The organism is Nocardioides bigeumensis (genome assembly GCF_039531755.1).
In the GTDB taxonomy this organism is placed as follows: Bacteria; Actinomycetota; Actinomycetes; order Propionibacteriales; family Nocardioidaceae; genus Nocardioides; species Nocardioides bigeumensis.
In genome coordinates, this window is the sequence record NZ_BAAAQQ010000014.1 from 92,411 (window position 1) to 116,974 (window position 24,564).

A 24,564-nucleotide genomic window follows, 5' to 3' on the forward strand; every position below is an offset into this window, starting at 1 on the left:
ACACTTCCCGCCGGGAAGGGGGCCCCGCTACGCCATGCAGACCAGCAGGGACGCCGCGTGATCACCATCGACGTGCTGGGGCCGCTGCGCGTGCGCGTCGGCCCCGACCGGGCCGAGGAGCGGTCCGTGGGCGGCCGGCGGGAGCGCCTGCTGCTCGCCCTGCTGGCCACCGCGCCGGGCCGCCACGTGGGCGACGAGCGTCTCGTCGACGAGCTGTGGGGGGACGACCCGCCGGCCGGCGCCACCAGCGCGGTGCAGGTCGCGGTCTCCAGGATCCGTCGGTCGCTGGGCGAGGACGCCGAGGTACGCCGCGACGCCGCCGGCTACACCCTGGTCGGCGCGGAGGTCGACGCGGATGCGCTGACCGCGGCCGCGCAGCGGATCGCCGGACTCGATCCCGTTGAGGCACTCGCCACCGCGGACCAGGCACTGGCGCTGTGGCGAGGGGAGCCCTACGTCGGCCTCGGCGCGGCGCCGACCCTGGCCGTGGAGGCCACCCGCCTCGACGAGGTGCGCCTCTCCCTCGTCGAGGCGCGCGCCCAGGCGCTGCTCGACCTCGGCCGCCCCGGCGACGCGCACCAGACTCTCTCCCGGCTGGTAGCCGAGCACCCCTTCCGCGAGCGGATGTGGTCGCTGCTGGCCCTCGCGCTCTATCGCAGCGACCGGCAGGCGGAGGCGCTGGAGAAGCTGCGGCTGCTCCGGGCCGGTCTCGTCGACGAGCTCGGCGTCGACCCGTCGGCGTCGGTCCGGTCGCTCGAGGAGCGGATGCTCGCCCAGGACCCCACGCTCGACGCCCCGGTCCGCGCGCCCGCTGGTCGCGCAGCGACGTCGCGACTGAGCTCGACCACCGAGAGCGACCAGTCGAGGTCCGACAGCGACTCGACCCGCAGCCGGGTCTCCGGCGTGGTGGGGCGCGCAGCGGCCCTCACCGCCTTGCACGGCGGGCTCGGCGAGCTCGAGGGCAGCGGGCGCGGCGGCGTCGTGCTCATCAGCGGCGACGCCGGCATCGGCAAGTCCATGCTCGCCACCGAGGTCGTCCACCAGGCGCGCGAGCGGGACCTGCGCGTGAGCGTCGGCCGCTGCCACGAGGCCGACCTGGCACCGCCGTACTGGCCGTGGCTGCCGATCCTCCGAGACCTCGCCGAGGCCCCGCCCGACGGGGTCCAGGTGCCGAAGGAGGTGACCGACCTCCTCGAGGGCCGGGGATCAGACCCCGGCGACACCGACGCCGGCGCCGCCGCGGCCGCCACGTTGCGCACCTTCGCCGCCGTCGCACGGCTCGTGGGGCAGAGCGGCGGACCGCTCGTCCTCGTCGTCGAGGACCTGCACTGGGCGGACCAGACGTCGCTGCGGCTGCTGGCCTACGTCGCCGAGGAGCTGCGCGACCTTCCGGTGCTCCTGGTGGCCACCGTGCGCACGGTGGACCCGCGGCGCCACCCCCACCTCGCGCACGCGCTGGCCGGGCTCGCGCGGCTCACCGCACGGCGCGTGCCCGTCCCTCCCCTCGACGCTACGGCGGTCGCGGAGCTGGTGTCCGACGTCGTGCCGGACCCGGACCCGGCGCTGGTCGAGGTGCTCACCCGGCGTACCGACGGCAACCCCTTCTTCGTGCTCGAGCTGGCCCGGCTGCTCGTCGCCACCGGCGAGCCGACCGCGCAGGCGGCCGAGCGGCTCGACGTCCCCGACGGCATCGCCGACGTGCTGCGCCTGCGTGTGCTGCAGCTGCCCGAGTCGACCCGCACCGCGCTGGCCGTCGCGTCCGTCGTCGGCCGCGCGTTCGACGCCCGGTTGCTGTCGGCCGCCCTCGGACCCGCCGTGCTCGACGACCTCGACCACGCCGTCACGGCCGGCGTCGTCGAGGAAGTGGAGGGGCCGGGCGGCAACTACCGCTTCGTGCACGCGCTGACCCGCGAGACCGTGTACGCCGACCTCCCGGCGGGCCGGCGCGCCCACTGGCACGCGGCGGTCGGCCGGGCGCTGGCCGAACGGCTGGGGTCCGACCCCGAGCTGGTCGGCGACGTCGCCCACCACCACGCCGTCGCGGCGGCGTACCTCCCCGAGATCGCGGAGGCAGCCGTCGACCACGTCCGGAACGCCGCCGTGGCCGCGGAGCGTCGCGGCGCCTTCGAGGAGGCGGCGGCGCTGTGGCAGCGCGCCGTCGAGGTCGAGCGAGGCATCGCCACGCCGGACCCCGTCCGACGGCACGAGCTGTTGCTCGCGCTGGCCAGGGCACGTCAGCGGATGGGCGACATGATCGGCATGCGCGCCGCCATCGACGCCGCCATCGACGCCGCCATCGACCTCGCCGACGCGCGGGGCGACTGGGCACGCCTGGCCGAGGCCGCCACCAGCTTCAGCTCCTCGGGGGTGTGGCACTGGCGCGAGATGGGCGACGTGGACGAGCGCACGATCGACGTCCTGAAGCGCTGTGCGGCGCACGTCGACGACGCCGGCATGAAGGCCAAGCTGCTCGCCGTCCTCGGCGTCGAGCTCTACGTCGGCCTCGACGAGCGGGGCGGTGACGAAGCGAGCGACGAGTCCCTCCGGCTGGCGCGGGCGCACGGCGACCCCTCGGTGCTCCGGCAGTGCCTCAGCGCCCGGGTCATCACGCTGTGGTCGCCCGGCAACGCCGAGCGCCGGGTCGAGGTCGCGCGCGAGTCCCTCGACGTCGCGGGAACTCCCGAGGAGGAGATCGCGGCCCGCTTCCAGCTCGCCGCCGGCCTGCACCACCTGGGCCGCTCGGCGGAGTCCGACGAGGTGATCGCCGTCGCCCATGCGATCGCCGCCCGCCTGCGCTACAGCGGGTCGGACGTCCCGCTCGGGTGGTGGCGCTGGCTGCGCGCCGTGGAGACCGAGGACCCGGCCGCGGAGCGGATCGGCCGCGACAACCTCGCCCTGCACCGGCGTACGACGATGGTCGGCCTGGTCGAGCTGAGCGGGCTCTACACGATCGCCTGCCAACCGCCTGGGGCACCGGTGCCGGCCGACGTGGTCGCCGCGGCGACGGGGCACCCGTTCCCGCCGTTCCGGGCGATGGTCGCGCAGGCCGTGGCCGCGTCCGGCGACCCGGGCACCGCGGTGCGCGTCCTCGACCGGCCACCGGGTCTGGGCGCCGACTACGCGGGACTGGCGGCCGCCTGCCGGTCGATCGAGGTGCTCGCGATGGCAGGTCACCCCGACCTCGAGGAGGCCGTCGAGCTGGTGGTGCCGTGGGCGGACAAGGTGGCGACCTACGGCAGCGTCGTGTCGCTCGGTTCGGCGGCGTACTTCGTGGGCGTGGGCCTGGCCGCGCTCGGTCGTCCCGACGACGCCCGCAGGTTGCTGGAGGAGGCGGTGGCAGCCAACACCGCGTCGGGCAGCACGCGCTGGACGCGCGCCGCGCGCGAGCGGCTGGCGGCGCTGCCGTCCCCCTGAGGCGGTCCGCAAGTCGATCGCAAGTCGACGTCAAGCGACGGGATCGACTGTTGCTCCATCGCCGGTCGAGCGGACCGGCCCTCACTCAGGAGCACCCCCATGACCACCCTCACCACCTCGACCGACACCACCTCGACCGACACCACCTCGACCGACACCACGTGGACCGACTGGGCGACACTGCGCGACAACGTCTCCGGACGGCTCGTCACCCGCGAGGACCCGGAGTACGCCGACGCCCGGCTCGGCTGGATCGTCAACGTCGACCAGCGGCCGGCCGCCATCCTCGAGGTGGCGCACGTCGGGGACGTCGTCGAGGCCGTCGGCTTCGCACGGGACCGCGGCCTCGCCGTCAGCGCGCAGCCGGGCGGGCACGCCGCCCGGACGACCGTCGACGACACGCTGCTGCTGCGCACCCGCGCCCTCGGCGGCATCGAGATCGACAGGGCCCGTGGCACCGCGACCGTCGGCGCCGGCGTGAAGTGGGGCGAGCTGTGCGCGGCGCTGGACGGCACCGGGCTGATGGCCCTGGTCGGCAGCAACCCCGACGTGACCGTGGTCGGTCTCGCCCTGGGCGGCGGCGTCAGCTGGTTCACCCGCGCGCACGGCTTCACCGCCAACAGCGTCGTCGCCTTCGACGTCGTGACCGCCTGCGGCGAGCTCGAGCACGTCACCCGGGCGTCGGACCCCGACCTCTTCTGGGCCCTGCGCGGCGGCGGTGGCGACTTCGCGATCGTCGTGCGGGTCGAGCTGGCACTCTTCCCGGCGCCCGAGATGCACGGCGGCCAGCTCTTCTGGCCGGTCGAGCACGCGCCGGCCGTGCTGCGCGCCTTCCGCGACCTCGCTCTCGTCGCCCCGCGCGAGCTCACGCTGTGGGCGCACGTCATGCACTTCCCGCCGATGCCCGAGCTCCCCGAGCCGATCCGCGGGCAGTCGTTCGTGACCGTCGCCGCGACGTACCTCGGCTCGAAGCAGCTCTTCGACGCCCTGCTCTGGTCGCTGCGGGACGCGGCACCGGTCGTCATGGACTCGATGCGCCCGATCCAGCCCAGCGAGGTCGGCGACGTCGCGCAGGAGCCGGTCGACCCGATGCCGTCGATGGAGCACTCGATGCTGCTGACCGGCTTCGACGACGCCGCCATCGACGCGCTGTTGGCCGTCGTCGGGACTCCCGGCGCGACCCCGCTGATGATGACGCAGGTGCGCGGGCTCGGCGGCGCGTTCGCAGACGACAACCCGGCCGGCGGCGCCGTAAGACCTGTCAGCGAGCCGTTCCAGCTGATGTCCGTCGGCGTGCCCGCCGTCCCCGAGCTCGCCGCGGTGATCCCGCACGCCTTCGCCGCGCTCGACGCGGCCCTCGGCGGCGTGGCCTCGGGCTACCGGATGCCCAACTTCGCCGGCGCGGCCCAGTCGGACGCGGGCGGCTACGACGCCGACCGCCTCGCGCGGCTGCGCGCCCTCAAGATCGACCGCGACCCCGACGGCGTGATCCGGAGCAACAAGCCGGTGCTGGGCAGGTGAGGCGGGCGGCAGGTTTGCGGGTGACGGCGCGCACCCGGGCCGCGGCCAGCACCCCGACGACGCCGGTGACCGCGAGCAGGAACGCCTGGAAGGCGGCGTGCGCGGGCGCGAGGGCGTCGTTGCCCAGCCCACCGTCGAAGAACCCGGAGGCCACGCTCACCAGGCAGGCCAGCGCCAGCAGCGCCGCGGGCAGCGCCGCCCACCGGGAGCGCAGCCGCAGCGCCAGCCAGGTCAGCACGACCTGGCCGGCGATCATCGGCAGGGGCGCCGCGAGGAGCGCCGAGCCGCCCCAGGCGGACGACCAGTCGTTGACGCCGGAGGCGACGGCGATGAGCCCACCCGCCAGGTCGGTGAGCAGCAGGCCCGACAGGGCCAGGGCGAGCGGGGGCGTACGACGGGTGGCGACGGGTGCGGAGGTCGTGGTCATGCGGCCAGCACACCCCTTCCCGCTTGAGTGCGACTTGGAAGGCGAGGTCAGCCGCCAGACGTACGCCGGAATCGTCCGCCAGGCCGATCCGCTGCGAGCGCACAGCCGGAAGAGTTCAGCCATCGGAAGCCGCAGAGCACGACGGGGTCAAGCGGGTGCAAGCGAAACGCAAGTGATCCGCAAGCCACCAGGTGTCTGATCGGACCAGACCACGAAACGGTCTCCCACACAGAGAGGAAAGAACAGCCATGTTCCGCAAGAACCAGCCCGGCAACACCAAGCCGTCCGGCCCCCGCAACCCCCGCCACCGGGAGTTCCACCACCCCTCGATCCCCGTGCGTGACCGCTACTCGGCGGCCCTCGCTGCAGGTTGGAGGCCCCTCGGGTGAGGCGCGCAGCGAGCGCCCACCCCGACCCACCGCCCGGTTCCGACAAGGAACCGGGCGGTTGGTCATTTTTCGAGCCCCGGCGAACCGGAGCGAAGCGACGGGCTCCGCGCTCGCGTCTCGAGATCAGAACCCGCGTCGCTCGCGCCAGCCGCGCAACCAGGTGAGGTACGCCGTGAAGCCCCACTCCCGCGCCGTCGCCTCGGCCGCGTCCGCGCTCGCGGTCGCCCGGGCCGGGTCGCCCGCGAAGGACTCCAGGAGGGCGACGTACCCGTCGACCGGGCCGCTCACCGCCGACGCGCCCGCGACGGCCATCCGGCCGGCGAACGGGCGCAGCTTCTCCAACGCCGTCTCGGCCAGCTGCCGGTCCTCGGCGAGCACCGCCGCCTCCGACTCGAAGACCCAGTCGTTGATGGTCGACCAGTAGAGGTCGGTCTCGTGCGGCATCGGACTGTCGACCAGCAACGGCCGCACCTCGTCGGCGCGGCCCACCCGCGCGAGCATCGCGTGCACGACTGTGGCCGTCCCGAACGCGTTCTTGAAGGCGTCCACCAGCTCGTCGACCTGCCCCGCGAGCGCCTCCGCGTCCCAGATCCGGCTGAAGAGCGCCGCGGCGGGCGCCTGGACCTCCTTCATCGGGATCGCCACCTGAGGTGCGGTCTCGCTCATCACGGCGTACTGCCTGGCCACCTCGGCGCGGTCGTCGCGCAGGCCGGCCAACGTCATCCGCAGCCACTGGAGCGAGATGGACACGTACGGCAGCCGCTCGCGGTCCGCCACCGCGCCGGTCTGCGCGTCGAGGCGCTCCCACGCGGCGAGGTCGCATCGCTCGAGGGCGTCCAGGACGCCGACGAGCGAGCACACCGCGATCCCGGCCGGGTCGCCGGCCTCTCGGGCTGCGGCGAGCCCTTCCTCGGCCCACGGCTCGCGCACGTCGAGGAGGTGGGGCGACCAGCAGGCCATCCAGGCCGTCCGGCACGCCCACCACAGCAGGCGGGGGTCGCGCTCGGCGCGGGCCAGGGTGAGCCCGCTCTCGACGAGCGCCAGCCGCTCGGCGGCGGTGCCCTCGACGTAGTAGAGCTCGACCGCCAGCACCAGCTGCAGCCGGGCGCGCGCCACGTGGTCCTCGCCAGGCACGTGCGCGAGCGCCCAGCGAAGATCGTCGATCACGTCCTCGAAGACCGCCTCCGGCTCGTGCGGGAGCCAGGCGCAGTAGCGGGTCAGGGCCGACGCGGCCGCCGCCACCTTGTCCGGTGACCCGGTGGCACGGGCCAGCGCCATCGCCTCGAACGCCGCCCGCTCGACCTCGGGCCACCACGCGGCGTACGACGCGTCGTCGGCGAGCTCCATGAGCAGGTCGTAGCGCTGCGCCTCGTCACCGCCGGCACTGCGGCGGTGTGCCTCGACGGCGGCGGCCCGCAGGACCATCGCCTCGTGGTACGCCGACAGCGACCGCGCCTGCGCGGCCGCGGCCGCCGCCGCGGGCCAGGCGCGGTCGAGGTGGCTGGGGCCGGCGGCCAGCCAGTGGCGTGCCAGCTCGGCGGTGCGCTGCTCCTCGTCGAGCAGCGCCCGCGTCGTCGGGTCGCCGTCGAGCGCGTGCGCCAGCTGGGCGTGCAGCCGAGCCCGCCTGGTGGGGGGCACGGACTGGTGGACGGCGTCCCGGGTGAGCGCGTGCACGAAGGCGTACTCCCCGGCACCCTCGTCGACCACCAGGCCGGCGACCCGCGCCGCCTCGAGGTCGTCGACCACGTCGTCGAGGTCCAGGCCGCCCGCCGCCGTCACGATCGCCGCCTGGAACCGCCGACCGGCCACAGCGGCCAGTCGCAGCGTGTCCAGGGCTCGGGCGGTCAGGCTCGTCAACCGGCGCGTCACGACGTCACGCACGGTGGACGGCACCTCGGCGACCTCCGACTCACCCAGGCGCGCCAGCTCGACGAGGAAGAAGGGGTTCCCGGCGGCACGCGCCTGCCAGGCGTCCGCGGTGCTGTCCGGGACCGAGCCGCCGACGACCGACCGCACCAGCGCCCGCGCGTCTCCGAGGTCGAGGCCGGTCAGGTCGAGGCGCAGTGCGTGCCGGCGGGCGAAGGCCTCGCCGACGTCGGCCAGGGCGCCCTCCGGCTCGGGGTGGGCGCGCCGGGTCGCGACCACGACCAGGGCCGAGTCGGCCGGCGTCTCGGCCAGCACGTGACGCAGCGTGCGCAGGGTCGCGTCGTCGGCCCAGTGCAGGTCGTCGAGCACGACGAGGACCGGCGCCGCCTCGGCCGCGGCGAACAGCGCCTGGGCGATGCGATCGGAGGTCTCGAACGCCTGGCGCGCGGCGCTGTCGCCGTCGCCGCCGTGCTCCACCATGGCGGCGATGCCGGCGCGGGCCGGGTCGAGGGCGCGCAGCACTCCCAGCCACGGCCACAGCGGTGGCGCGCCGTCGTCCTGGGAGCAGGCGCCGCGGGCGACGACGTACCCACGCCGCCGCGCCTCGTCCGCGAGCTCGCCGGCGAGCCAGGTCTTGCCGATGCCGGGCTCACCGACGATCAGCGCCGCCCCGGCCGGCACGTCCAGCAGCGCGTGCAGGCGGCTCCGCTCGGCAGCACGCCCGATCTGCGGTGAGGGGTCTCCTTCGTCCGCCTGCAGCGGTGGTCGAGCCCGGTCGAGACCTCGCTGCTCGGCCACCGCGCCGGCGACCGGCTCGGCCTCGAGCACGCTGAGCAGCCGGTCGTCCTGACGCAGGATCGCCTGCTCCAGGTCCCGCAGCTCGGGTCCCGGGTCGAGGCCCAGCTCGTCGGCGAGCAGCACGCGCACGGTCCGCAGGGAGTCGAGCGCGTCGGCCTGCCGGCCGGCGCGCGTGAGCGCCAGCGCGTGCAGGGCCCACCAGCGCTCCTGGAGCGCGTTGGTCGACACCCGTGACTCGGTCGTCGACAGCACGCTCGCGTGCTCACCGAGGGCCAGCAGCCCGAGCAGCCGAGCCTGCTCGGCCGACGCGCGCACCTGCTCGAGGGCAGCGCGCTCGGCGACGACGTCGGGATGCTCGAGGAGGTCGGCGTACGGCGTGCCCGTCCAGGTCGCGAGGACGACGTCGAGCTCGTCGAGCGCCGAGGTCAGGGTGCCGCGACCGGGCCACCCCGTCCGGTCGCCCGTGGTCAGCTGGCTCGCCAGCGGGGCCAGCACGCGCTCGAGGCGGCGTACGTCGACGACGAAGCGGTGCACGTCGACGTCCTCGGCACGCACGCGCAGCTGGTAACCGTGGTCGGTCGTCTCCAGGACGGACGTGGCCGAGCGCGACGTGCGCTGGGGGTCGAGCACCTTGCGCAGGCCCGAGATGTAGGCGTGCAGTGCCCCGTGCGCGGCCCGCGGCGGCTCGCCCGCCCACACCAGGTCCGCCAGCAGGTCGGCCGTCACCGGCCGCCCGGCGTGCAGCGCCAGGGAGGCGACGATCGAGCGCGGCTTGCGGGCGCCCAGGTCCAACCAGCGCGGCTCGCCGGACCCGGCAGCCTCCCCCGCATCGGGGGCGACGCGCGCCGACCCGAAGACCCCCACCTGCACGTCGCGAAATCTATGCCAAGTCGACCCCAAGTTGGGCACAAGTCGGCCCGCTCACCATGACGACATGGACACCCGACAGATCTCACTCCCCGGCCAGGCTCACGTGGCGGACGGCCCCCACGACCAGACCGGCATGTACGTCATGCACCACGCGTTCAGACGCGACCTCGCCGCCTTCGAGTCCGCCGTGCGCAACACCCCACTGCACGAGGACGCCACCTGGCAGGCGCTGCAGCGACGCTGGGCGAGGTTCGGCGAGGTCCTGCATCACCACCACGGGATCGAGGACGTCGCGTTCTGGCCGGTCCTGGTCCGGCACGCGGAGTCCGCCGCCGACACCGACGCGCTCGCGATGCTCCAGGCGATGGAGGACGAGCACGAGCAGATCGACCCAGGTCTGGGGGCGGTGACCGCGGGGTTCGCCTCCATGGTCGAGCACCCCTGCGCCGACCACCGCAACGCCCTCGACGTGCACGTCACCGCGACACGTGCGGCCCTGCTCGAGCACCTCGTGCACGAGGAGTCCGACGCGCTTCCGTTCCTCCAGCAGGTGATGACGACGGAGGAGTACGCCGCGTGCGAGAAAGCCGCCCAGGAGGGCTACCCCCTCAAGCTGGTGCCGTTCCTGGTCGCCTGGGCCTTCGACGGCGTCCCCGACGACGTCGCGACGCGCTTCCTGACAGAGGCAGGGGCGGCGTACCGCCTGGCCCTGAAGGTCTTCCGGCCAGGCTTCGTCAGGGGCGAGCGCCGGGCGTTCAAGTACGCCGGCTGACCGCCTGCCAGGACTCGGTGGTGTACGCCGTCTCCCAGCCCATCGACGAGTAGAGCCCGTCGGCTCCGGTCGGCGAGTCGGCGTCCACCTCGAGTCCGACCCGGTTGCGGCCGCGCTCGACCGCGTCCGCGATGACCGTGGTGAGCAGCGCCTTGGCCACGCCGCGGCCGCGGGAGCGGCGGTGCACACCGATGTAGTCGACGTAGGAGCCGGGCGTCCCGGTGGCGTCGGGCGGCAGCTGCGTGCTCACCAGCGCGCCGCCGGGCAGCAGCGTGGCCCCGTCTTCGACGAACGCCAGCCACCAGTGGTCCCACCGGTGCCCCGGGTCCTCGCGCAGCCGCTGCACGAACTCCGGGAAGCTCTCGCGGTAGGAGTTGAAGTGGTCCTCGAACGACTCCTCCAGCATCCGGTGCACGGTCTGCAGGTCGGCGGCGTACGGCATCGTCGTCCCGTCGCCGAGGTCGTGGACGCGCACCCGGCGCACCACGACACCCGGCCGGACCTGCGGCTCGGCGTCGTCGGCCGTGACCGGGCGGCTCATGTTGAGCCACGTGCGGGCGAGGTGGAAGCCTGCGGCAGCCGCCCAGGCGCGCAGCGGTGCGTCACCGGTGTCGAGCAGCAGCTCCAGTCGCGTCTCCTGGACGTCGCGCTCGGTCGCGATCGAACCCGCCACCACTGCGGTCCAGTCAAAGAGCGAGGCCGCGATCGCGTCGGCGGCGGCCTCGGCCGGCCCGACCACCACGCGGAGGTCGCTGCGGCCGGCAGCGCGGTCGTGCACGCCCGCCCACCCGACCAGCTCACCGAGCGGGTCCTCGACCACCACCTGCCGGCGGGTCCACGAGCCGAGCCCGACGACCTCGACCCGCACCGCGTCCGGGTCGACCGGCCCGTGCTCAGGAGCCAGCTCGCGCCGCTGATCGACCAGCGCCACCAGCGCGGGCAGGTCGTCGGGGACCGGCCAACGTGCGGCGTACCCGTAGGGCAGGGCGGGCATGGGGTCGGCGGGAAGCTCGACCGGTGCCGGGTTCGACGACGGGGGCATCAGGTCATCGTTCCACCCAGGCGCCCCCACATACCCCATCTGGCGTATGCGGCCGCGCCCTCCCCAGGGCCACAGTTGAGACACACACGGCGACGGCCCCACCTCATCGGACCCCCGAGGCGAGGCCGTCGCACCTCGCTCCTCCCCCCGCCTGCCCGACGTCCGCTGAGCACCTCGTCCAGACCACTGAGGGCCGCCCGCAGGCGCCCTTGCCGTTCGGGCCACCGTCGTCTCATACTTTGGTATCGGTCCGGCACGCACTGCAGCCCCCACGGACCGCATGAGTCACGACCACTCGGGCGTGTGGGATCCAGCGATGGATGTGGGGGGTTGAGATGGACGCCGGGCACGCGAGCACGCGGGGCAGCGTCGGCTGGCCCGTCGCCGTCAGCGTCTCCTGCCTCGTCCTCGCCCACGGGCTGGTGGCGGTCCGGCTGATGCCCGGACCGCACCTGACGGTGCACGCGGCGCACGTGGCCGAGCTGGTGACGTACCCGCTGCTGGTCGGTGGCGCCGGACTGCTCTACCTGCACCTACGGTTGACCCCTGGTAGCCGCACCGGCTGGCTCACGGCGGCGGCGGTCTTCGGCAGTGCGCAGGGCGTCGCGAACGCCGTGCTCCGGGTCGTGGGGGAAGATCCCGTGCAGGCAGCCGCCGACTGGCTGCCCGTGCTCGAGGTGGGGGTCGCCGCCGTGCTCGTCACGATGCTGCTGGCGGGCCACCGCGCCGAGCCCCCGGGCAGCCCGCTCCTGACCGGCTGCACGCTGGCCCTGCTCTTCACCAGCGTGCGCGTGCTCGTGATCGGACGCTTCGAGCTACCACACCCTCCCGAGGTGATGCTGCCGGGAGCGCTCCTGGCCGCGACGTTGCTCGTGCTCTACGCAGCCTGTGCCTGGCTGCTGCTGAGCCGCGTCGGCCTGCCCGCGTGGGCCGGTCGGCGGATGGCGTTCTCGCTCGTGCTCCTCGCGGTCGCGCACGTGCTCACCTTCCCGCTGCCACCGCCTGACGGACGCAGCCTCACCGCCGTGGTCCTCCACCTGGTCGGAGCCGGGTTCTTCGTGATCACCGCGCTGCGGCTCGTTCGGGATGCCCTCGTCCGGGTCGAGGACTCCGACCGCCAGGTGACCTCCCTCGAGGCACAACGCCGGAGGGACCTCGAGATACTGCACGAGGTCGCCAGCGCGGTGTCCGGGATCGCCGCCGCCACGCACCTGCTGCGCGCCGGCGAGACCGCCCTCGAGGACCGTGATCGAGGCCAGCTCGAGTCACTCGTGGCCAGTGAGAACGCCCGCCTCGAGCGGCTGCTGGGGCGCGCCGCCGAGCAACCGGTCACCCACCTCGCGCTGGACGAGGTGATCGACCCGGTCGTGCTCGCGCACCGAGCGCGAGGCCGGATCGTCGAGTGGAGCCCCAGCGGAGTGCACGTGCGTGGACGCGCCGACGCGCTGACCGAGGTGGTCGCCATCCTCGTCGACAACGCTGCCGTCCATTCGGGGAGCAATCGGATCGTCCTTACCGCGACGGCGATCGGCGAGCTGGCGATCCTCAAGGTCGTCGACGAGGGTCGCGGGATCCCCCGCGAGCAGCTCGCGAGCGTCCTCGACTGGGGAGCTCGCGGCATCGCCTCATCGGGGAGCGGCATCGGCCTCGCCGTGGCTGCGCGGCTCGTCGGGGACATGGCTGGTCGCCTCGAGGTGCGCTCCGACGCCCGCAGCGGCACGACCGTGCGGGTGGTGCTGCCGACCGCACGGCTCGGCACCCGGCCGCCGAGCCGGCCCCCGTCCAGCGTGGGGACCTCCTGACGTGCGGGTCGTGATCGTGGAGGACCACGTGCTGCTGGCCGAGTCACTGGCCCTCGCGCTCCGTCTCGAGGGGCACGACGCGACCAGGCTGCCGTTGGACACCGAGCTGGCCACCCCGTCGGAGGTTCTCACCGCGGTCGTCCGCTCCCGCCCCGACGTGGTCGTCCTCGACCTGGACCTCGGAGCCCGCCTCTCCGGCAGGGACCTCGTGATGCCGTTGTCGGCGGCCGGCGCCGCGGTGATGGTCGTGACCGCCGACCCCGACCGGATCGAGTGGGGTGGGTGCCTGCTGCTCGGCGCGCGGGGCGTGCTGAGCAAGTGCACGCCGTTGGGCGAGATGGTCGCGGCGGTACGCCGCGTCGGTGAGGGTCTTCCCGTCCAGTCCCGTGCCGAACGCGACGAGCTGGTGGCGCGCTGGCAGGCGCAGCGGGTCGAGACCGTCGCCGAGCGCGAGCGGCTCTCGCGTCTGACTCCGAGGGAGCGCGAGGTCCTCGCCGAGCTGGCGTCCGGCCTGCCGATCCACGACATCGCGGACGCCGACGTCGTCAGCGAGGCGACGGTGCGCACCCAGGTGAAGTCGATCCTGGGCAAGCTCGAGGTCAGGACGCAGCTCGCCGCCGTGGGGTTGCTGCACCGGCACGAGCACAACCGGGCGGTGGGTTAGACACGATTCCAGACGGGGCTGAAGCCTGTCCGGCTCACCGCCCCGCGGGTCAGGCGGCGACCGCGGCAGCCTCCGCGCGACGGGCCTCCTGGACCAGGCGAGCCTGGAGGGCGCGCCGCTCGCGCGGGGTGCCGGAGATCATCTTGTAGAGCTTGGTCAGCTGCTCGGGCAGGTTGCGCGCGTTCGTGCTCTGCAGCCAGCCGTTGGGCAGCGAGAGCCGCACCACGCGGTGCCAGGCGGAGTAGACCTGCGGCGCCAGCGGGCGGGCGCAGTAGTTGAGGCCGTACTTCTCGAACAGCGCCTCGACCCGCGGCGCGATCTCGCCGTAGCGGTTCGACGGCAGGTCGGGGAAGAGGTGGTGCTCGATCTGGTGGCTGAGGTTGCCGGACATGATGTGCAGCAGCGGCGACCCCGAGATGTTGGCCGAGCCGAGCATCTGCCGGACGTACCAGTCGCCCTTGGTCTCACCCTCGATCGAGCGCTTCTCGAAGGTCTCGACACCCTCGGGGAAGTGGCCGCACATGATGATCGAGTGGCTCCACAGGTTGCGGACCGTGTTGGCCACGAAGTTGGCGGCCATCGTGTGCAGGAAGGAGGGGCCCGACAGCGCCGGGTGGATGACGTAGTCCTTGGCCACCTGGCGGCGGACCTTCTTGAGGACCTTCTTGGCCTGCTCGCGGAACTTCGGCTCCTTGAAGCCCTTGGTGCCGGACCGCTTCAGGGTCGCGCCGACCTCGAGGTCGTAGGCGGCGATGCCGTACTCGAAGAACAGCGCGTTGATGAAGTTCCACATCGGCTGACCGAGGTGGAAGGGGTGCCAGGTCTGGTCCTCGTCGACGCGCATGATGCCGTAGCCGAGGTCGTTGTCCTTGCCGATCACGTTGGTGTAGGTGTGGTGCAGCTCGTTGTGGCTGTGCTTCCACTGCTCGGCGGGCGTCGCGGAGTCCCACTCCCACGTGGTCGAGTGGATCTTCGGGTCGCGCATCCAGTCCCACTGACCGTGGAGGACGTTGTGGCCGATCTCCATGTTCTCGAGGATCTTCGAGACGCTCAGGCCGGCGGTGCCGAGCACCCAGGCCGGCGGGAAGATGCTGAAGAGGAGCACCGCCCGACTGCCGAGCTCGATGGAGCGCTGGGTCTTGATCATCTTGCGGATGTACGCCGCGTCGCCGGCGCCGCGCGAGTCCAGGACGTCCTGGCGGATCTCGTCGAGCTCGCGGCCGATGGCCTCGATGTCCTCACGCGTCAGGTGCGCGATCGGGTTGACTTGCTGCTTCTGGATGACGGTCATGGGGCGGTCTCCGTTCGTCAGGGTTCGAGCGGTAGTCGGTGGTCGGTGAGCGAGCTCGGTCGAGATCAGCTAGTGATCGAAGTGGCAGGCGCCGGCTGGCGCGTTGATGCAGGTCTGCACGAGGGCCCCGCCGACGTTGGTCTCGCCGGGGACGGCCGTGGTGACCTGGCCGTTGCGCAGGTCGCGGACGGCGCCCTCCTTGAGGGGCAGCACGCAGCTGTAGCAGATGCCCATCCGGCACCCGCTCGGCATCAGCTGGCCGGCGTCCTCGGCGATCTCGAGGATCGGCCGGGTGCCGTCGCCCTCGACCGTGAGCCCGGTCTTGTCGAAGACCACCCTGCCGCCGTCGCCGGCCACGATGCGCGCGGCGCGGAACTGCTCGGTGAACAGCGTCAGGCCGCGCTCCTCGTGGTGGGCGCCGAGGGCGTCGAGCAGACCGCCCGGCCCGCAGGCGAAGGTCGTGCGCTCGTCGAGGTCGGGCACCAGGCCGGGCAGGTCGGCGAGGTCGAGGACGCCGTGCTCGTCGTCGTACCTCGTCACCAGGCGGATCACGCCGGCGTCGGCGAGCGCGTGCAGGTCGGCGGCGAAGATCGAGTCGGGTGCCGACGGCGCCACGTGCACGACGACGATGTCGTAGATGGCGCTGCGACGCAGGCGCAGCACCCCGGACTCGGTGACGGGGAAGAGGTTGCGCAGCATGCCGATCACGGGCGTGATGCCCGAGCCGGCGGTGACGAAGAGGAGCTTGCCGCCCGAGGTCGGGAGCACGAACTCGCCGGCGGCCTGCTCGAGGTGCACGAGGGTGCCGGGGCGGGACTCACGGACCAGGTGGGTGCTGACCAGCCCGTGGGGCACGGCCTTGACGGTGATCGAGATGAGCCCGTCGCGGCGCGGACCGTGGGTCAGGGAGTAGGCGCGCCACTGACGGACGCCGTCGACGTCGACGCCGATGCGGAGGTACTGGCCCGGGACGTGGCCGGCCCAGTCGGCGCCCGGCTTGATGACCAGGGTGGCGGCGTCCTTGGTCTCCGGCGTCACCGAGACGATGCGACCGCGGAGGTCGGCACCGGGACGCAGCGGGGCGAACAGGTCGAGGAAGTCGGCGGCGGCGTAGGGGTGCATCGCCACCTCGGCGAACCGACGCGCTTGTCCACGCAGCCCTGACGTGCGGCGTTCCGGCGCGGCGGGGCCGCGCTCAGATCCGGGCAGCGTTGTGGTCATGACTCCATAGTGTCCGTTCGCTAGTGTCAATTCCTGACCGCACGACGTGAATCTGACGTCGTTGTTTGTTCGGAGGAGACAAAAGTGACCTCATCGCCCCCGCCCGTCCCACCAGAGCTCAGCCCGGGTCGGGCGTTCGCCCTCGACCGCGGGCTGGTCGACCTCCTGCGGGGCAAGCTGCCCGAGGTCGCCGAGCACACGATCGCGGCGGTGATGGACGAGGTGCCGGCGTACGACGACGCCTTCGGCGGTCCGATGGGCGGCACCATCGAGCAGGCCGTCCAGATGGCGCTGGCCGGGTTCTTGAGGCTGGCGTCGCAGGGCAGGACCATCGACCCCGGTACCCCGCTGTCGCCCGCGCTAGAAGGCGCCTACGCCCTGGGGCGCGGCGAGGCGCGCAGCGGGAGGTCGGCCGACGCGCTGCTGTCGGCGTACCGGGTCGGCGCCCGGGTCGCCTGGCGTGAGCTGGCGGCGACCGCGGTCGCCAACGACGTGCCGGCCGACACCGTGGCGGCCTTCGCCGAGCTGGTCTTCGCCTACATCGACGAGCTGTCGGCCGCCTCGGTGGCCGGTCACGCCGACGAGCTCGAGACCAGCGGGCGGGTGCGTCAGCGCTACCTCGACCGGCTCGCTGCCGGCCTGCTGCGCGGCGACGCGGCCGACGAGCTGGCGGGCGCCGCCGCCCGGGCCGACTGGCGCCCGCCCAAGACGCTGACCGCCGTCCTGCTCCCGGAGGCGCAGGTCCGGCCGGTGCTCGGCCTGGTCGACGCGGCGCGGACGCTCCAAGTCGGAGAGGACGCACCGGGCCTGCCGTCGGGGCTCTCGGTGCTGCTCGTGCCCGACCTGGGCGGTCGCTCGCGCGCGCGGTTGATGCGGATCCTCGACGGCCGGGCAGCGGTCGCCGGACCCTCGCGGGCGTGGCTGGAGGTGCGCACGTCGTACCGCAGGGCACTGCGCGCGCTGCACCTCCGGACCGGGCAGGCCTCGCTCGACACCGAGGAGCACCTGCCGACCCTGGTGCTCGGCGCGGACCCCGAGGCGCTCGCCGACCTGCGCGCCCAGGCCCTCGCCCCCTTGGCCGGGCTGAAGCCCGCCGCCGCGGACAAGCTGTCCAGCACGCTGCGCGCGTGGCTGCTCCACCAGGGTCGTCGGGACGAGGCCGCCGGCGCCCTGTTCGTGCACCCGCAGACGGTGCGCTACCGGATGGGCCAGCTGCGCGAGCTGTACGGCGACCGGCTCGACGACCCCGAGATGGTGCTGGCCCTCACCTTGGCGCTCGGGGCGCCGCCCGAGGACGGCGCAGAACGGGTGAAGGAGGAATCCGGTTGAATCCCCACTTGCTTCTGTCCAAGGTTTGTCCTAGGTTAGTCGCGCAGTCAATCGAAAGGACTCCCCTGATGCTCAAGCTTCTCGGCACGGCCACCCTCGCGGTGGCACTGACCGGCTCGGCCCTGACCGCCGCCCCCGCCCACGCCACGACAGCCGACGCGCAAGCCGGCAACACCCCTCTCGTCGAGGTGCTCGGCGCCGACGGCGTGAAGTTCGACAAGAAGTGGGGCGACTTCGACATCGTCGAGGCCGCGGCCTTCGCCGTCCTCGACGCCAACCCGGACAGCCCGGTCGGGCTGCTGGGCAACGGCAAGTTCAAGCTCACGGCCTTCGCGCCCACCGACAAGGCGTTCCGCAAGCTCGTCCAGGACGTCACGGGCAAGAAGCTCGACTCGGAGAAGAAGGTCTTCAACAAGATCGTCAAGAAGTTCGGGGCCGACACCGTCGAGCAGGTCCTGCTCTACCACGTGATCCCCGGCGCCACGATCGACTCGAAGGCCGCCGCCGGGTCCGACGGCGCCGTGCTGCCGACCGCCCTCGAGGGCGCCACCGTGACGGTCAAGGTCACCAGCGGCGGGATCAAGCTGGTCGACAACGACCCCGACGCGGCCGACCCCAAGGTGACGGTCCCCGACATCAACAAGGGCAACAAGCAGATCGCGCACGGCATCAACAAGGTGCTGCGCCCGCTCGACCTCTGATCGATCCCGCTCGACCTCTGAACAACCCGCTCGACCTCTGAACAGCAGAGGCCCACCAACGCCGCAGCCCCCGGATCCGCCGGTCCGGGGGCTTCGGTCTGTCTTGGTCCAGCCCCAGTGACGGCAACTTCCGTGCAATTGCTGGGATGTTGTCGCCGTTGGGCCCCCAGTGCGACCACATCAGAACAATTGAACGGATGTTGTCGCCGTGGGGGGTTAGGCGCACTCGGCGAGCAAGGGCTCCTGGTCGGCCGGAGGCTCCTCGCCGTGCGACATCGGCTTCGGCCGCAGCAGCACCGCACCGATGACGGCGGCACCGAAGGCGCAGACGGCGCCGGCGAGGAAGGCCGCGTGCAGGCCCTCGTTCAGCGCGACGACCGCGCCGGCACCCGAGGCCGCGACCGACGAGGTGCGCCCCGAGGACACGGCGACCAGCACGGCCAGGCCGAGCGCGCCGCCCATCATGAAGCTGGTGTTGACCACACCCGAGGCCAGGCCGGCCTCGTGGGGCTCCACGTCGCCCATGGCGGCCAGCAGCACCGGGTTGAACGCGATGCCGGCACCGATGCCGAGCAGCACCATGGCGGGCAGCACGTCGAGCACGTAGGTCCCGTCGACCGGTGCCCGGCTGAAGAGCGCCAGGCTGACGCCGGCCAGGCCCAGGCCGACCGCGAGCGGGGGCCGGATGCCGAAGCGCATCACGACCCGGTCGCTCAGGCCGAGCGAGAACGCCGCCATCACCACGCAGGAGGGCAGGTACGCCAGGCCGACCGCGAGGGCGTCGTACCCCAGCACCTGCTGGAGGTAGAGCGCCGACAGGAAGAAGCAGGCGAACATCGCGGCAGCCCAGAGGACGCCGACGACCTGGCTGACCGCGACGTTGCGGAGGCGGAAGAGCCGCAGTGGGACCAGCGGGTGCGCGGCCCGGGCCTGGCGGACGACGAAGGCGACGAGCAGCACCACCGCGGTGCCGAGCAGGGCGAGGGTGCGGGTCGAGGACCAGCCGGCCTCGTTGCCGCCGACGACGCCGTACACCGCGATCATCAGGGCCGTCGTGACCAGGCCGGCGCCCAGCACGTCGAGCGGGCCACGGTCCTCGAGGGACCCGTCGGCGGGCAGCACCCGGCCGGACAGGACCAGGACGGCCACGCCGATCGGCACGTTCACCAGGAAGATCCAGTGCCAGCTGAAGAGGCCGGTGAGCACGCCTCCGAGCAGCACGCCGACGGCACCGCCACCGGACATCACGAAGCCGAAGACGCCCATCGCCTTGGCACGCTCGGCCGGGTCGGTGAAGAGCCCCATGATCAGGGCCAGCGCCACGGCCGAGACGGCGGCACCGCCGAGGCCCTGGATCGCGCGTCCGACCACGAGCAGGGCGCTGTTGGGCGCCAGGCCGCACGCGACGGAGCTGAGGGTGAAGGCGACGACGCCACCGACGAAGACCCGTCGGTTGCCGTAGAGGTCGCCGAGCCGGCCGCTCAGCAGCAGGAACCCGCCGAAGGTCAGCATGTAGGCGTTCACCACCCACGCCAGGGCCGTCTGGCTGAAGCCCAGGTCGGCCTGGATCGAGGGGAGCGCCACGTTCACGATGTTCGTGTCGAGCACGATCATCAGGTCGCCCAGGCAGAGCACCCAGAGGGCGAGCCAGCGGGCCTTCGATGAGGTGGGCGTGTCGTTCATCTCGTGACTCGTCTGTGTCTGTGTCTGTGTCGGCGAGGGGGATCTCACCCACTCCACGAACGGCGCGGGTCCGGTACGACAGCCGGCCCTGCTCTCTTTTCCTGGGTACGCCGACCCGGGCGGCGAGCCGGACTCATCGGTCACGAGGGGCGTTTGCCTACGCTGACTCCGTGACGACCGAGGAGGCCCGGCCCGACGACCGGCCCAACGACCGGCCCGACCACGTGCGCCGGATGTGGGCGGACGACCGGGCCAGCCAGGCCCTGGGCATGCGCCTGGAAGTCGTCGGCGAGGGCATGGCGACGGTCTCGATGCCGGTCACCTCCGACATGGCCAACGGGCACGGCATCGGCCACGGCGGGCTCACCTTCTCGGTCGCCGACACCGCCTTCGCCTTCGCGTGCAACTCCTACGGCCCGGTGACGGTCGCGCACAGCGCCGAGATCCGGTTCCACGCACCCGTGCACGTGGGCGAGGTCCTGGTGGCCACGGCGAGGGAGCGTTCCCGCGAGGGCCGACGCGGGCTGTACGACGTCGAGGTCACCGTCGAGGGCCGGCTGGTCGCCTCGTTCCTCGGACGGTCCACCACGCTGCGCGAGGGAGCCGACCGATGAGATCGGCACGCTGGCTGACCGCGTTGGTCCTGGTGATCGCGCTGGTGGCGGTCGCCGTCTTCTGGCTCAAGGACGACGCCGAGCCCGCGTCCGAGGGGTCGGGCACTGGATCGTCGGGCGCGCCGGGCGGGGCCGGCGACCAGGTCGGCTCCGACGCCTACCGCGAGGTGCCGGACGAGCTCGCGGTGGCGGTCAGCCAGACCCGCGAGGACAGCTACTACCCCGACGTCGGCGACCCCGGGGTCGACTCGCTGCACCACGACCTGGTGCTGGCGTGGGATCCCGACGAGCGGCTGCTGACCGGCACCGACACCCTCACCTTCCGAGCGACCGAGACGGCCGACGAGTTCCAGCTCGACCTCGGCGAGGCGCTGGAGGTCGAGAGCACCTCCCTCGATGGCGAGCCGGTCGAGCACACCCACGACGGCAAGGACCTCGTCGTCCAAGCGCCGGTCGAGGAGGACTCCGTCCACGTGCTCGAGGTGGCCTACTCCGGGACGCCCGAGCCCGTCGACGCGCCCACCACCCGGACCGACTTCACCACCTCGGGGTTCACGATCACTCCCGCGGGCGAGGTGTGGACGATGCAGGAGCCCTACGGCGCGTTCACGTGGTACCCCGTCAACGACCAGCCCGCCGACAAGGCGCTCTACGACTTCGAGGTCTCGGCGCCGGCCAGGTGGATCGGGGTCGCCAACGGCGAGCTGACCTCCGAGGACGTCGTGGGCGACAAGGGCGCTCGGCGCCGGGTCACGACCTTCCACACCGACGAGCCGATGTCGTCGTACCTCACCACCCTCGCGATCGGCGACTACGGGCTGGAGGAGCAGGTCACCGACAGCGGCGTCCCGATCTCGCTCTGGGTCCCTGAGGACAAGCCCCATGCCGTGCCGCGCGTCCGCTTCGCCAAGGAGGCGCTGGAGTGGGTCGAGGACAAGCTCGGGCCTTACCCCTTCAGCACCGCTGGCATCCTGGTCACCGACTCCCAGAGCGGCATGGAGACCCAGACCCTGATCACCCTCGGCGACAACGACTACGTGCTGTCGAAGCAGGTGATCGTCCACGAGTTCGTCCACCAGTGGTACGGCGACCAGACCAGCCCGACCGACTGGCGCGACGTCTGGATGAACGAGGGCATGACGATGTACCTGCAGGCAGTGTGGAACGACGAGCACGCAGGACCCTCGCTGGAGGCCACCATGGCCGACTACGCGGCGGCCGACGCGTTCCTTCGTGGGAAGAGCGGACCGCCGGGCGCCTACGACCCCGGCACCTTCGGCGAGGGCAACATCTACTACCTGCCCGCGCTCATGTGGCACACGCTGCGTCAGCAGATCGGCGACGACGCCTTCTGGGAGATGGTGCGCGCCTGGCCGGGCGTCCACGACAACTCCGGCGCCACCCGGGAGGTCTACCTCGACTGGGTCGAGCAGCAGACCGGTGAGGAGCTCTCCCAGTTCTTCGCCGACTGGCTGACCGGCACGGACAGCCCCGAGGCCGCCGCTACCGATGGGTGAGGAGCTGACGTCCTAGCGGGAGGTCGCCTCGGACTCCCGCTCGACCACCTCGACTGAGTCGGGCTCGGACTCCGCCTCGACCACGTCCACGTCCTCGGCCTCGGCCTCGGCCTCGGCGGGTGCCTCCGGCTCGGCCTGCTTCTGCGCGGGCGCCTCCTCGCGGTCGGCGAACGGGTCCGAGAAGCCGGCGGTGCCCGAGAGGGTCGCCAGCATCTGCCGGACGTTGACCAGCTGCTGGTTGATGCTGTCGCGGCGCTGCGTGGCCGCGGTGAGCTCGCGGTCGGACTCGGCGCGGATCCGGTCGGCGGTCGACCGCGCCTCCTCGACCAGGGCCTCGGAGCGCTTGTTCGCCTCCTCCAGCAGCCGCGCCGCCTCGGCCTGCGCCTGCTCGAGCTCGCGACGGCCCTGCTGGCGCTGGTTCTCCACCTGCGCGCGCATCGCCTCGAGCTGCGACTGGGTGGTGGCCTGCTGCTCCTGGAACTCCGCCGTCGTACGCCGCCGCCGCTCCGCGAGCGTCGACTCGAAGTCGGCCGCGGCAGCCGCGGCCTTGGCCCGCTGCTGCTCGTAGAGCGCTTCGGCTTCCTGGCGGTGCGCAGCCGCGTCCCGCTGCGCCTTCTCGCGCTCCTGCTCGGCGAGCCGGTGCGCGTCCGCGAGCAGCCGTTCGGCCTGGGCCTGCACCTCGCGGAGGTGCTTCTCGGCGTACTGCTCCGCCGCCGCGCGGATGTCGAGAGCCGCCTGCTCGGATTCCTTGGCCGCGGCCTCGGCGTCGGCGCGCGCCTGGTCGCGCAGCGCGGTCGCCTCCTCGTCGGCCAGCGTGAGCATCGTGGCGATGCGCTCGCCGAGGTGGCTGAACGTCACCGGCTCCACGGGGGACGCCGCAGACTCAGCCTCCGGCTCCTGCGCAGCCCGCTCGACGACGGCGGCCCGCTCGGCGGCGGACTCCTCGAGCGCCTGGATCCGCTCCTGCGCCTCGTCGAGCTGCTCGAGCAGCCCCCGGACCGCACGATCCACCTCGGACGGCTCGTAGCCGCGGAACGCGAAGGGGAAGGTCGGCTCGTCCGGGGCGTGGTCACGGCCTGCTTCGCGGCCGGTCTCGCGGGGCTGGGGGCTCATCGGGCTACTCCTGTGGCGCTGCTCCTGGGGGTGGTACGTCAGAGACTGCCAGGGCCTCGATGACTCCGGATAGATGGGTGAGCTCGGTCGCTATCTCGTCACGCTGCGATCGCAGCGAATTCGCCTCGCCCCGGGCCTGCTCGAGGACCGCGGCGGCATCGGTGCGCATCCGGTCGGCCTCGATCTGGGCCTGGGCCAGGATCCGGGTCGTCTCGTCGCGCGCCTTGCGCAGCTCCTCGGACGCCCCGGCCCGCAGGGTGACGACCTCCTCGGCCACGAGCTCGCGCAGCTGGCGGGCGCCGTCCTCGGCCTCCTGACGCCGGCGATCGGCACGACCGACCATCGCCGCGGAGCGGTCCTCGGCGTCGCGCACCAGCTCGGCGGCCTGGCGCTCGGCCTCCTCCAGCCGGCGACCGGCCCGCTCGTCGGCCTCGGCGGCGGCGAGCTCGGCCGCGGCGGTCAGGTCGGCGATGCGCCGCTCGGACTCCTCGGTGCGCTGCCGCAGCCCGTCGGCGCACCGGTGCAGGATCGCCTGGATCTCCCGGCGACGCTCACGGACGACGGCGGCGGCCTGGGCGTGCCCGGCGTTGCGGATCATCCGCGCCTCCTGGGCGGCCGCGGCAAGCACGGACTCGACGGTGGACTTGGTCCACGCGGTCTGCTCGGCGGCCCTGGCGAGCTCGACCTCGCTCTCGGCGCGTGCCTTGGTGACCAGGTCGAGGGCCTGGCGCCGGGCGGCCTGCAGCACCTGCTCGGCCTCCGCCCGGCTGCGCTCGAGCTCCTGGTGGGCCAGCGCCCGACGCTGGGCGGCCTCCTGCTCGGCGCCCTCGCGCAGCGCTGTCGCCTCCGCGGTCGCGGCCGAGAGGCGTACGCCGGCGGTGTCGACCGCCTGGGCGCGCAGCTGCTCGGCCTCGGCGCGTGCCTCCTCCAGCAGCTCGTCGGACTGCTTGCGCGCTTGGGCCAGCAGGCGGGTCGCGTCGCGGGCCGCCCCGACCCGCACGTCGTCGGCCTCGTCCTCGGCCTCCTGACGCTCGCGCAGGGCGGTGTTGCGCAGGTCGGCCGCGTCGGCGCGCGCCTCTTCGATGGTCTTCTCGCGCTGGATCTCGACCGAGCGCAGCAGCAGCGTCGCCTGCTCGCCGGCGTCGGCGATGAGGTCGCGCGCCTCCTGCGCGGCCGCGTCGAAGAGCTGCTGTGCCTGCTCCCTGAGCCGCTCCGCCTCAGCCCGCGCGGCGACGGCCTGCTCGTGGGCCTGCCGGGTCTCGGCCTCCCAGCGACGGGCGTCCTCGGTGGCCTTGCGCGCCTCGGCGGCGCTCTCGCGGGTCAGCTCGTCGGCGATCTCCTGCGCACGCTGGAAGAGCGACGCAGGGGATGGCTCGCGTTCGGGCGCACCGGCAGGCGCGCCGAACGCACGCACTACCAATGGATCCCCACCCACGAGGGGCATCCTCCGTTCCTACCTAAGTCAGGTCAACGACCCGCGCCGACAAACGCACGGTCATTGTCCAACGTCGACCCGACGGGGTCCACAAA

18 protein-coding genes are annotated in these 24,564 nt (G+C 73.1%); 10 read left to right on the forward strand and 8 right to left on the reverse strand.

Going from position 1 to position 24,564, the window contains the following annotated elements; translation table 11 throughout:
* Positions 1 to 57 precede the first annotated feature (57 nt).
* Both ABD295_RS19780 and ABD295_RS19785 read left to right on the forward strand, forming a co-directional pair.
* A complete protein-coding gene (locus ABD295_RS19780; protein ID WP_344305566.1) occupies positions 58 to 3,414 on the forward strand; it encodes an ATP-binding protein in 3,357 nt (1,118 codons plus the stop codon).
* A gap of 99 nt (positions 3,415 to 3,513) precedes the next feature.
* Positions 3,514 to 4,935 (forward strand): FAD-binding oxidoreductase, encoded by a 1,422-nt coding sequence (locus ABD295_RS19785; RefSeq protein WP_344305567.1) that lies wholly within the window; start codon positions 3,514 to 3,516, stop codon positions 4,933 to 4,935.
* On the opposite strand, the gene ABD295_RS19790 is transcribed toward ABD295_RS19785, so the two are convergent.
* Complete coding sequence (locus ABD295_RS19790) at positions 4,874 to 5,362, reverse strand: hypothetical protein (RefSeq protein ID WP_344305568.1); 489 nt, start codon at positions 5,360 to 5,362, stop codon at positions 4,874 to 4,876. The two genes, ABD295_RS19785 and ABD295_RS19790, sit on opposite strands and share 62 nt — an antisense overlap.
* A 248-nt stretch (positions 5,363 to 5,610) precedes the next feature.
* Between ABD295_RS19790 and ABD295_RS19795 the strand changes: the two genes are divergently transcribed.
* A complete protein-coding gene (locus ABD295_RS19795) occupies positions 5,611 to 5,751 on the forward strand; it encodes a hypothetical protein (protein ID WP_344305569.1) in 141 nt (46 codons plus the stop codon).
* 123 nt (positions 5,752 to 5,874) lie between these two features.
* Here the strand turns inward: ABD295_RS19795 and ABD295_RS19800 are convergent, their stop codons facing one another.
* Positions 5,875 to 9,285, reverse strand: coding sequence for an ATP-binding protein (locus ABD295_RS19800; protein WP_344305570.1), 3,411 nt, complete (start codon positions 9,283 to 9,285; stop codon positions 5,875 to 5,877).
* 64 nt (positions 9,286 to 9,349) lie between these two features.
* On the opposite strand from ABD295_RS19800, the gene ABD295_RS19805 reads away from it, so the two are divergent.
* Complete coding sequence (locus ABD295_RS19805) at positions 9,350 to 10,057, forward strand: hemerythrin domain-containing protein (RefSeq protein ID WP_344305571.1); 708 nt, start codon at positions 9,350 to 9,352, stop codon at positions 10,055 to 10,057.
* Here ABD295_RS19805 and ABD295_RS19810 read toward each other — a convergent pair.
* The gene (locus ABD295_RS19810; RefSeq protein WP_344305572.1) at positions 10,041 to 11,099 is read right to left on the reverse strand and encodes a GNAT family N-acetyltransferase; all 1,059 of its coding nucleotides are present in this window, start codon (positions 11,097 to 11,099) and stop codon (positions 10,041 to 10,043) included. The genes ABD295_RS19805 and ABD295_RS19810 overlap by 17 nt on opposite strands.
* Before the next feature lie 335 nt (positions 11,100 to 11,434).
* Between ABD295_RS19810 and ABD295_RS19815 the strand changes: the two genes are divergently transcribed.
* Both ABD295_RS19815 and ABD295_RS19820 read left to right on the forward strand, forming a co-directional pair.
* A complete protein-coding gene (locus ABD295_RS19815) occupies positions 11,435 to 12,901 on the forward strand; it encodes a sensor histidine kinase (protein ID WP_344305573.1) in 1,467 nt (488 codons plus the stop codon).
* Positions 12,902 to 12,911: 10 nt separating this feature from the next.
* The gene (locus tag ABD295_RS19820) at positions 12,912 to 13,565 is read left to right on the forward strand and encodes a LuxR C-terminal-related transcriptional regulator (RefSeq protein WP_344305574.1); all 654 of its coding nucleotides are present in this window, start codon (positions 12,912 to 12,914) and stop codon (positions 13,563 to 13,565) included.
* A gap of 49 nt (positions 13,566 to 13,614) precedes the next feature.
* On the opposite strand, the gene ABD295_RS19825 is transcribed toward ABD295_RS19820, so the two are convergent.
* A complete protein-coding gene (locus ABD295_RS19825; RefSeq protein WP_344305575.1) occupies positions 13,615 to 14,856 on the reverse strand; it encodes a fatty acid desaturase family protein in 1,242 nt (413 codons plus the stop codon).
* 69 nt (positions 14,857 to 14,925) lie between these two features.
* On the reverse strand, positions 14,926 to 16,077 hold the full coding sequence (locus ABD295_RS19830) for a ferredoxin reductase (RefSeq protein WP_344305576.1): 1,152 nt from the start codon (positions 16,075 to 16,077) through the stop codon (positions 14,926 to 14,928).
* Between the two features lie 84 nt (positions 16,078 to 16,161).
* On the opposite strand from ABD295_RS19830, the gene ABD295_RS19835 reads away from it, so the two are divergent.
* Positions 16,162 to 17,406 (forward strand): PucR family transcriptional regulator, encoded by a 1,245-nt coding sequence (locus ABD295_RS19835; protein WP_344305577.1) that lies wholly within the window; start codon positions 16,162 to 16,164, stop codon positions 17,404 to 17,406.
* Positions 17,407 to 17,474: 68 nt separating this feature from the next.
* Entirely contained in the window at positions 17,475 to 18,107 is a 633-nt protein-coding gene (locus ABD295_RS19840) for a fasciclin domain-containing protein (protein WP_344305578.1), read from the forward strand.
* 216 nt (positions 18,108 to 18,323) lie between these two features.
* On the opposite strand, the gene ABD295_RS19845 is transcribed toward ABD295_RS19840, so the two are convergent.
* Positions 18,324 to 19,790: a DHA2 family efflux MFS transporter permease subunit gene (locus ABD295_RS19845; RefSeq protein WP_344305579.1), complete on the reverse strand. Its 1,467-nt coding sequence runs from the start codon at positions 19,788 to 19,790 to the stop codon at positions 18,324 to 18,326.
* Positions 19,791 to 19,960: 170 nt separating this feature from the next.
* On the opposite strand from ABD295_RS19845, the gene paaI reads away from it, so the two are divergent.
* Positions 19,961 to 20,404, forward strand: coding sequence for a hydroxyphenylacetyl-CoA thioesterase PaaI (gene paaI / locus ABD295_RS19850; RefSeq protein ID WP_344305580.1), 444 nt, complete (start codon positions 19,961 to 19,963; stop codon positions 20,402 to 20,404).
* Positions 20,401 to 21,921 (forward strand): M1 family metallopeptidase, encoded by a 1,521-nt coding sequence (locus ABD295_RS19855; RefSeq protein WP_344305581.1) that lies wholly within the window; start codon positions 20,401 to 20,403, stop codon positions 21,919 to 21,921. Before paaI ends, ABD295_RS19855 begins: the two co-directional genes overlap by 4 nt.
* A gap of 12 nt (positions 21,922 to 21,933) precedes the next feature.
* On the opposite strand, the gene ABD295_RS19860 is transcribed toward ABD295_RS19855, so the two are convergent.
* Entirely contained in the window at positions 21,934 to 23,034 is a 1,101-nt protein-coding gene (locus tag ABD295_RS19860) for a coiled-coil domain-containing protein (RefSeq protein ID WP_344305582.1), read from the reverse strand.
* Positions 23,035 to 23,038: 4 nt separating this feature from the next.
* Positions 23,039 to 24,478, reverse strand: coding sequence for a coiled-coil domain-containing protein (locus ABD295_RS19865; protein WP_344305583.1), 1,440 nt, complete (start codon positions 24,476 to 24,478; stop codon positions 23,039 to 23,041).
* Between the last annotated feature and the right edge of the window lie 86 nt (positions 24,479 to 24,564).

Bases quoted from the DNA above. Each gene is read 5' to 3' on its own strand.
- ABD295_RS19795 (WP_344305569.1), top strand. From the start codon at position 5,611: ATGTTCCGCAAGAACCAGCCCGGCAACACCAAGCCGTCCGGCCCCCGC.
- ABD295_RS19825 (WP_344305575.1), bottom strand. From the start codon at position 14,856: ATGACCGTCATCCAGAAGCAGCAAGTCAACCCGATCGCGCACCTGACG.
- ABD295_RS19865 (WP_344305583.1), bottom strand. From the start codon at position 24,478: ATGCCCCTCGTGGGTGGGGATCCATTGGTAGTGCGTGCGTTCGGCGCG.
- ABD295_RS19805 (WP_344305571.1), top strand. From the start codon at position 9,350: ATGGACACCCGACAGATCTCACTCCCCGGCCAGGCTCACGTGGCGGAC.
- ABD295_RS19830 (WP_344305576.1), bottom strand. From the start codon at position 16,077: ATGACCACAACGCTGCCCGGATCTGAGCGCGGCCCCGCCGCGCCGGAA.
- ABD295_RS19845 (WP_344305579.1), bottom strand. From the start codon at position 19,790: ATGAACGACACGCCCACCTCATCGAAGGCCCGCTGGCTCGCCCTCTGG.
- ABD295_RS19860 (WP_344305582.1), bottom strand. From the start codon at position 23,034: ATGAGCCCCCAGCCCCGCGAGACCGGCCGCGAAGCAGGCCGTGACCAC.
- ABD295_RS19815 (WP_344305573.1), top strand. From the start codon at position 11,435: ATGGACGCCGGGCACGCGAGCACGCGGGGCAGCGTCGGCTGGCCCGTC.
- ABD295_RS19855 (WP_344305581.1), top strand. From the start codon at position 20,401: ATGAGATCGGCACGCTGGCTGACCGCGTTGGTCCTGGTGATCGCGCTG.
- ABD295_RS19810 (WP_344305572.1), bottom strand. From the start codon at position 11,099: ATGCCCCCGTCGTCGAACCCGGCACCGGTCGAGCTTCCCGCCGACCCC.
- ABD295_RS19785 (WP_344305567.1), top strand. From the start codon at position 3,514: ATGACCACCCTCACCACCTCGACCGACACCACCTCGACCGACACCACC.
- ABD295_RS19790 (WP_344305568.1), bottom strand. From the start codon at position 5,362: ATGACCACGACCTCCGCACCCGTCGCCACCCGTCGTACGCCCCCGCTC.
- ABD295_RS19840 (WP_344305578.1), top strand. From the start codon at position 17,475: ATGCTCAAGCTTCTCGGCACGGCCACCCTCGCGGTGGCACTGACCGGC.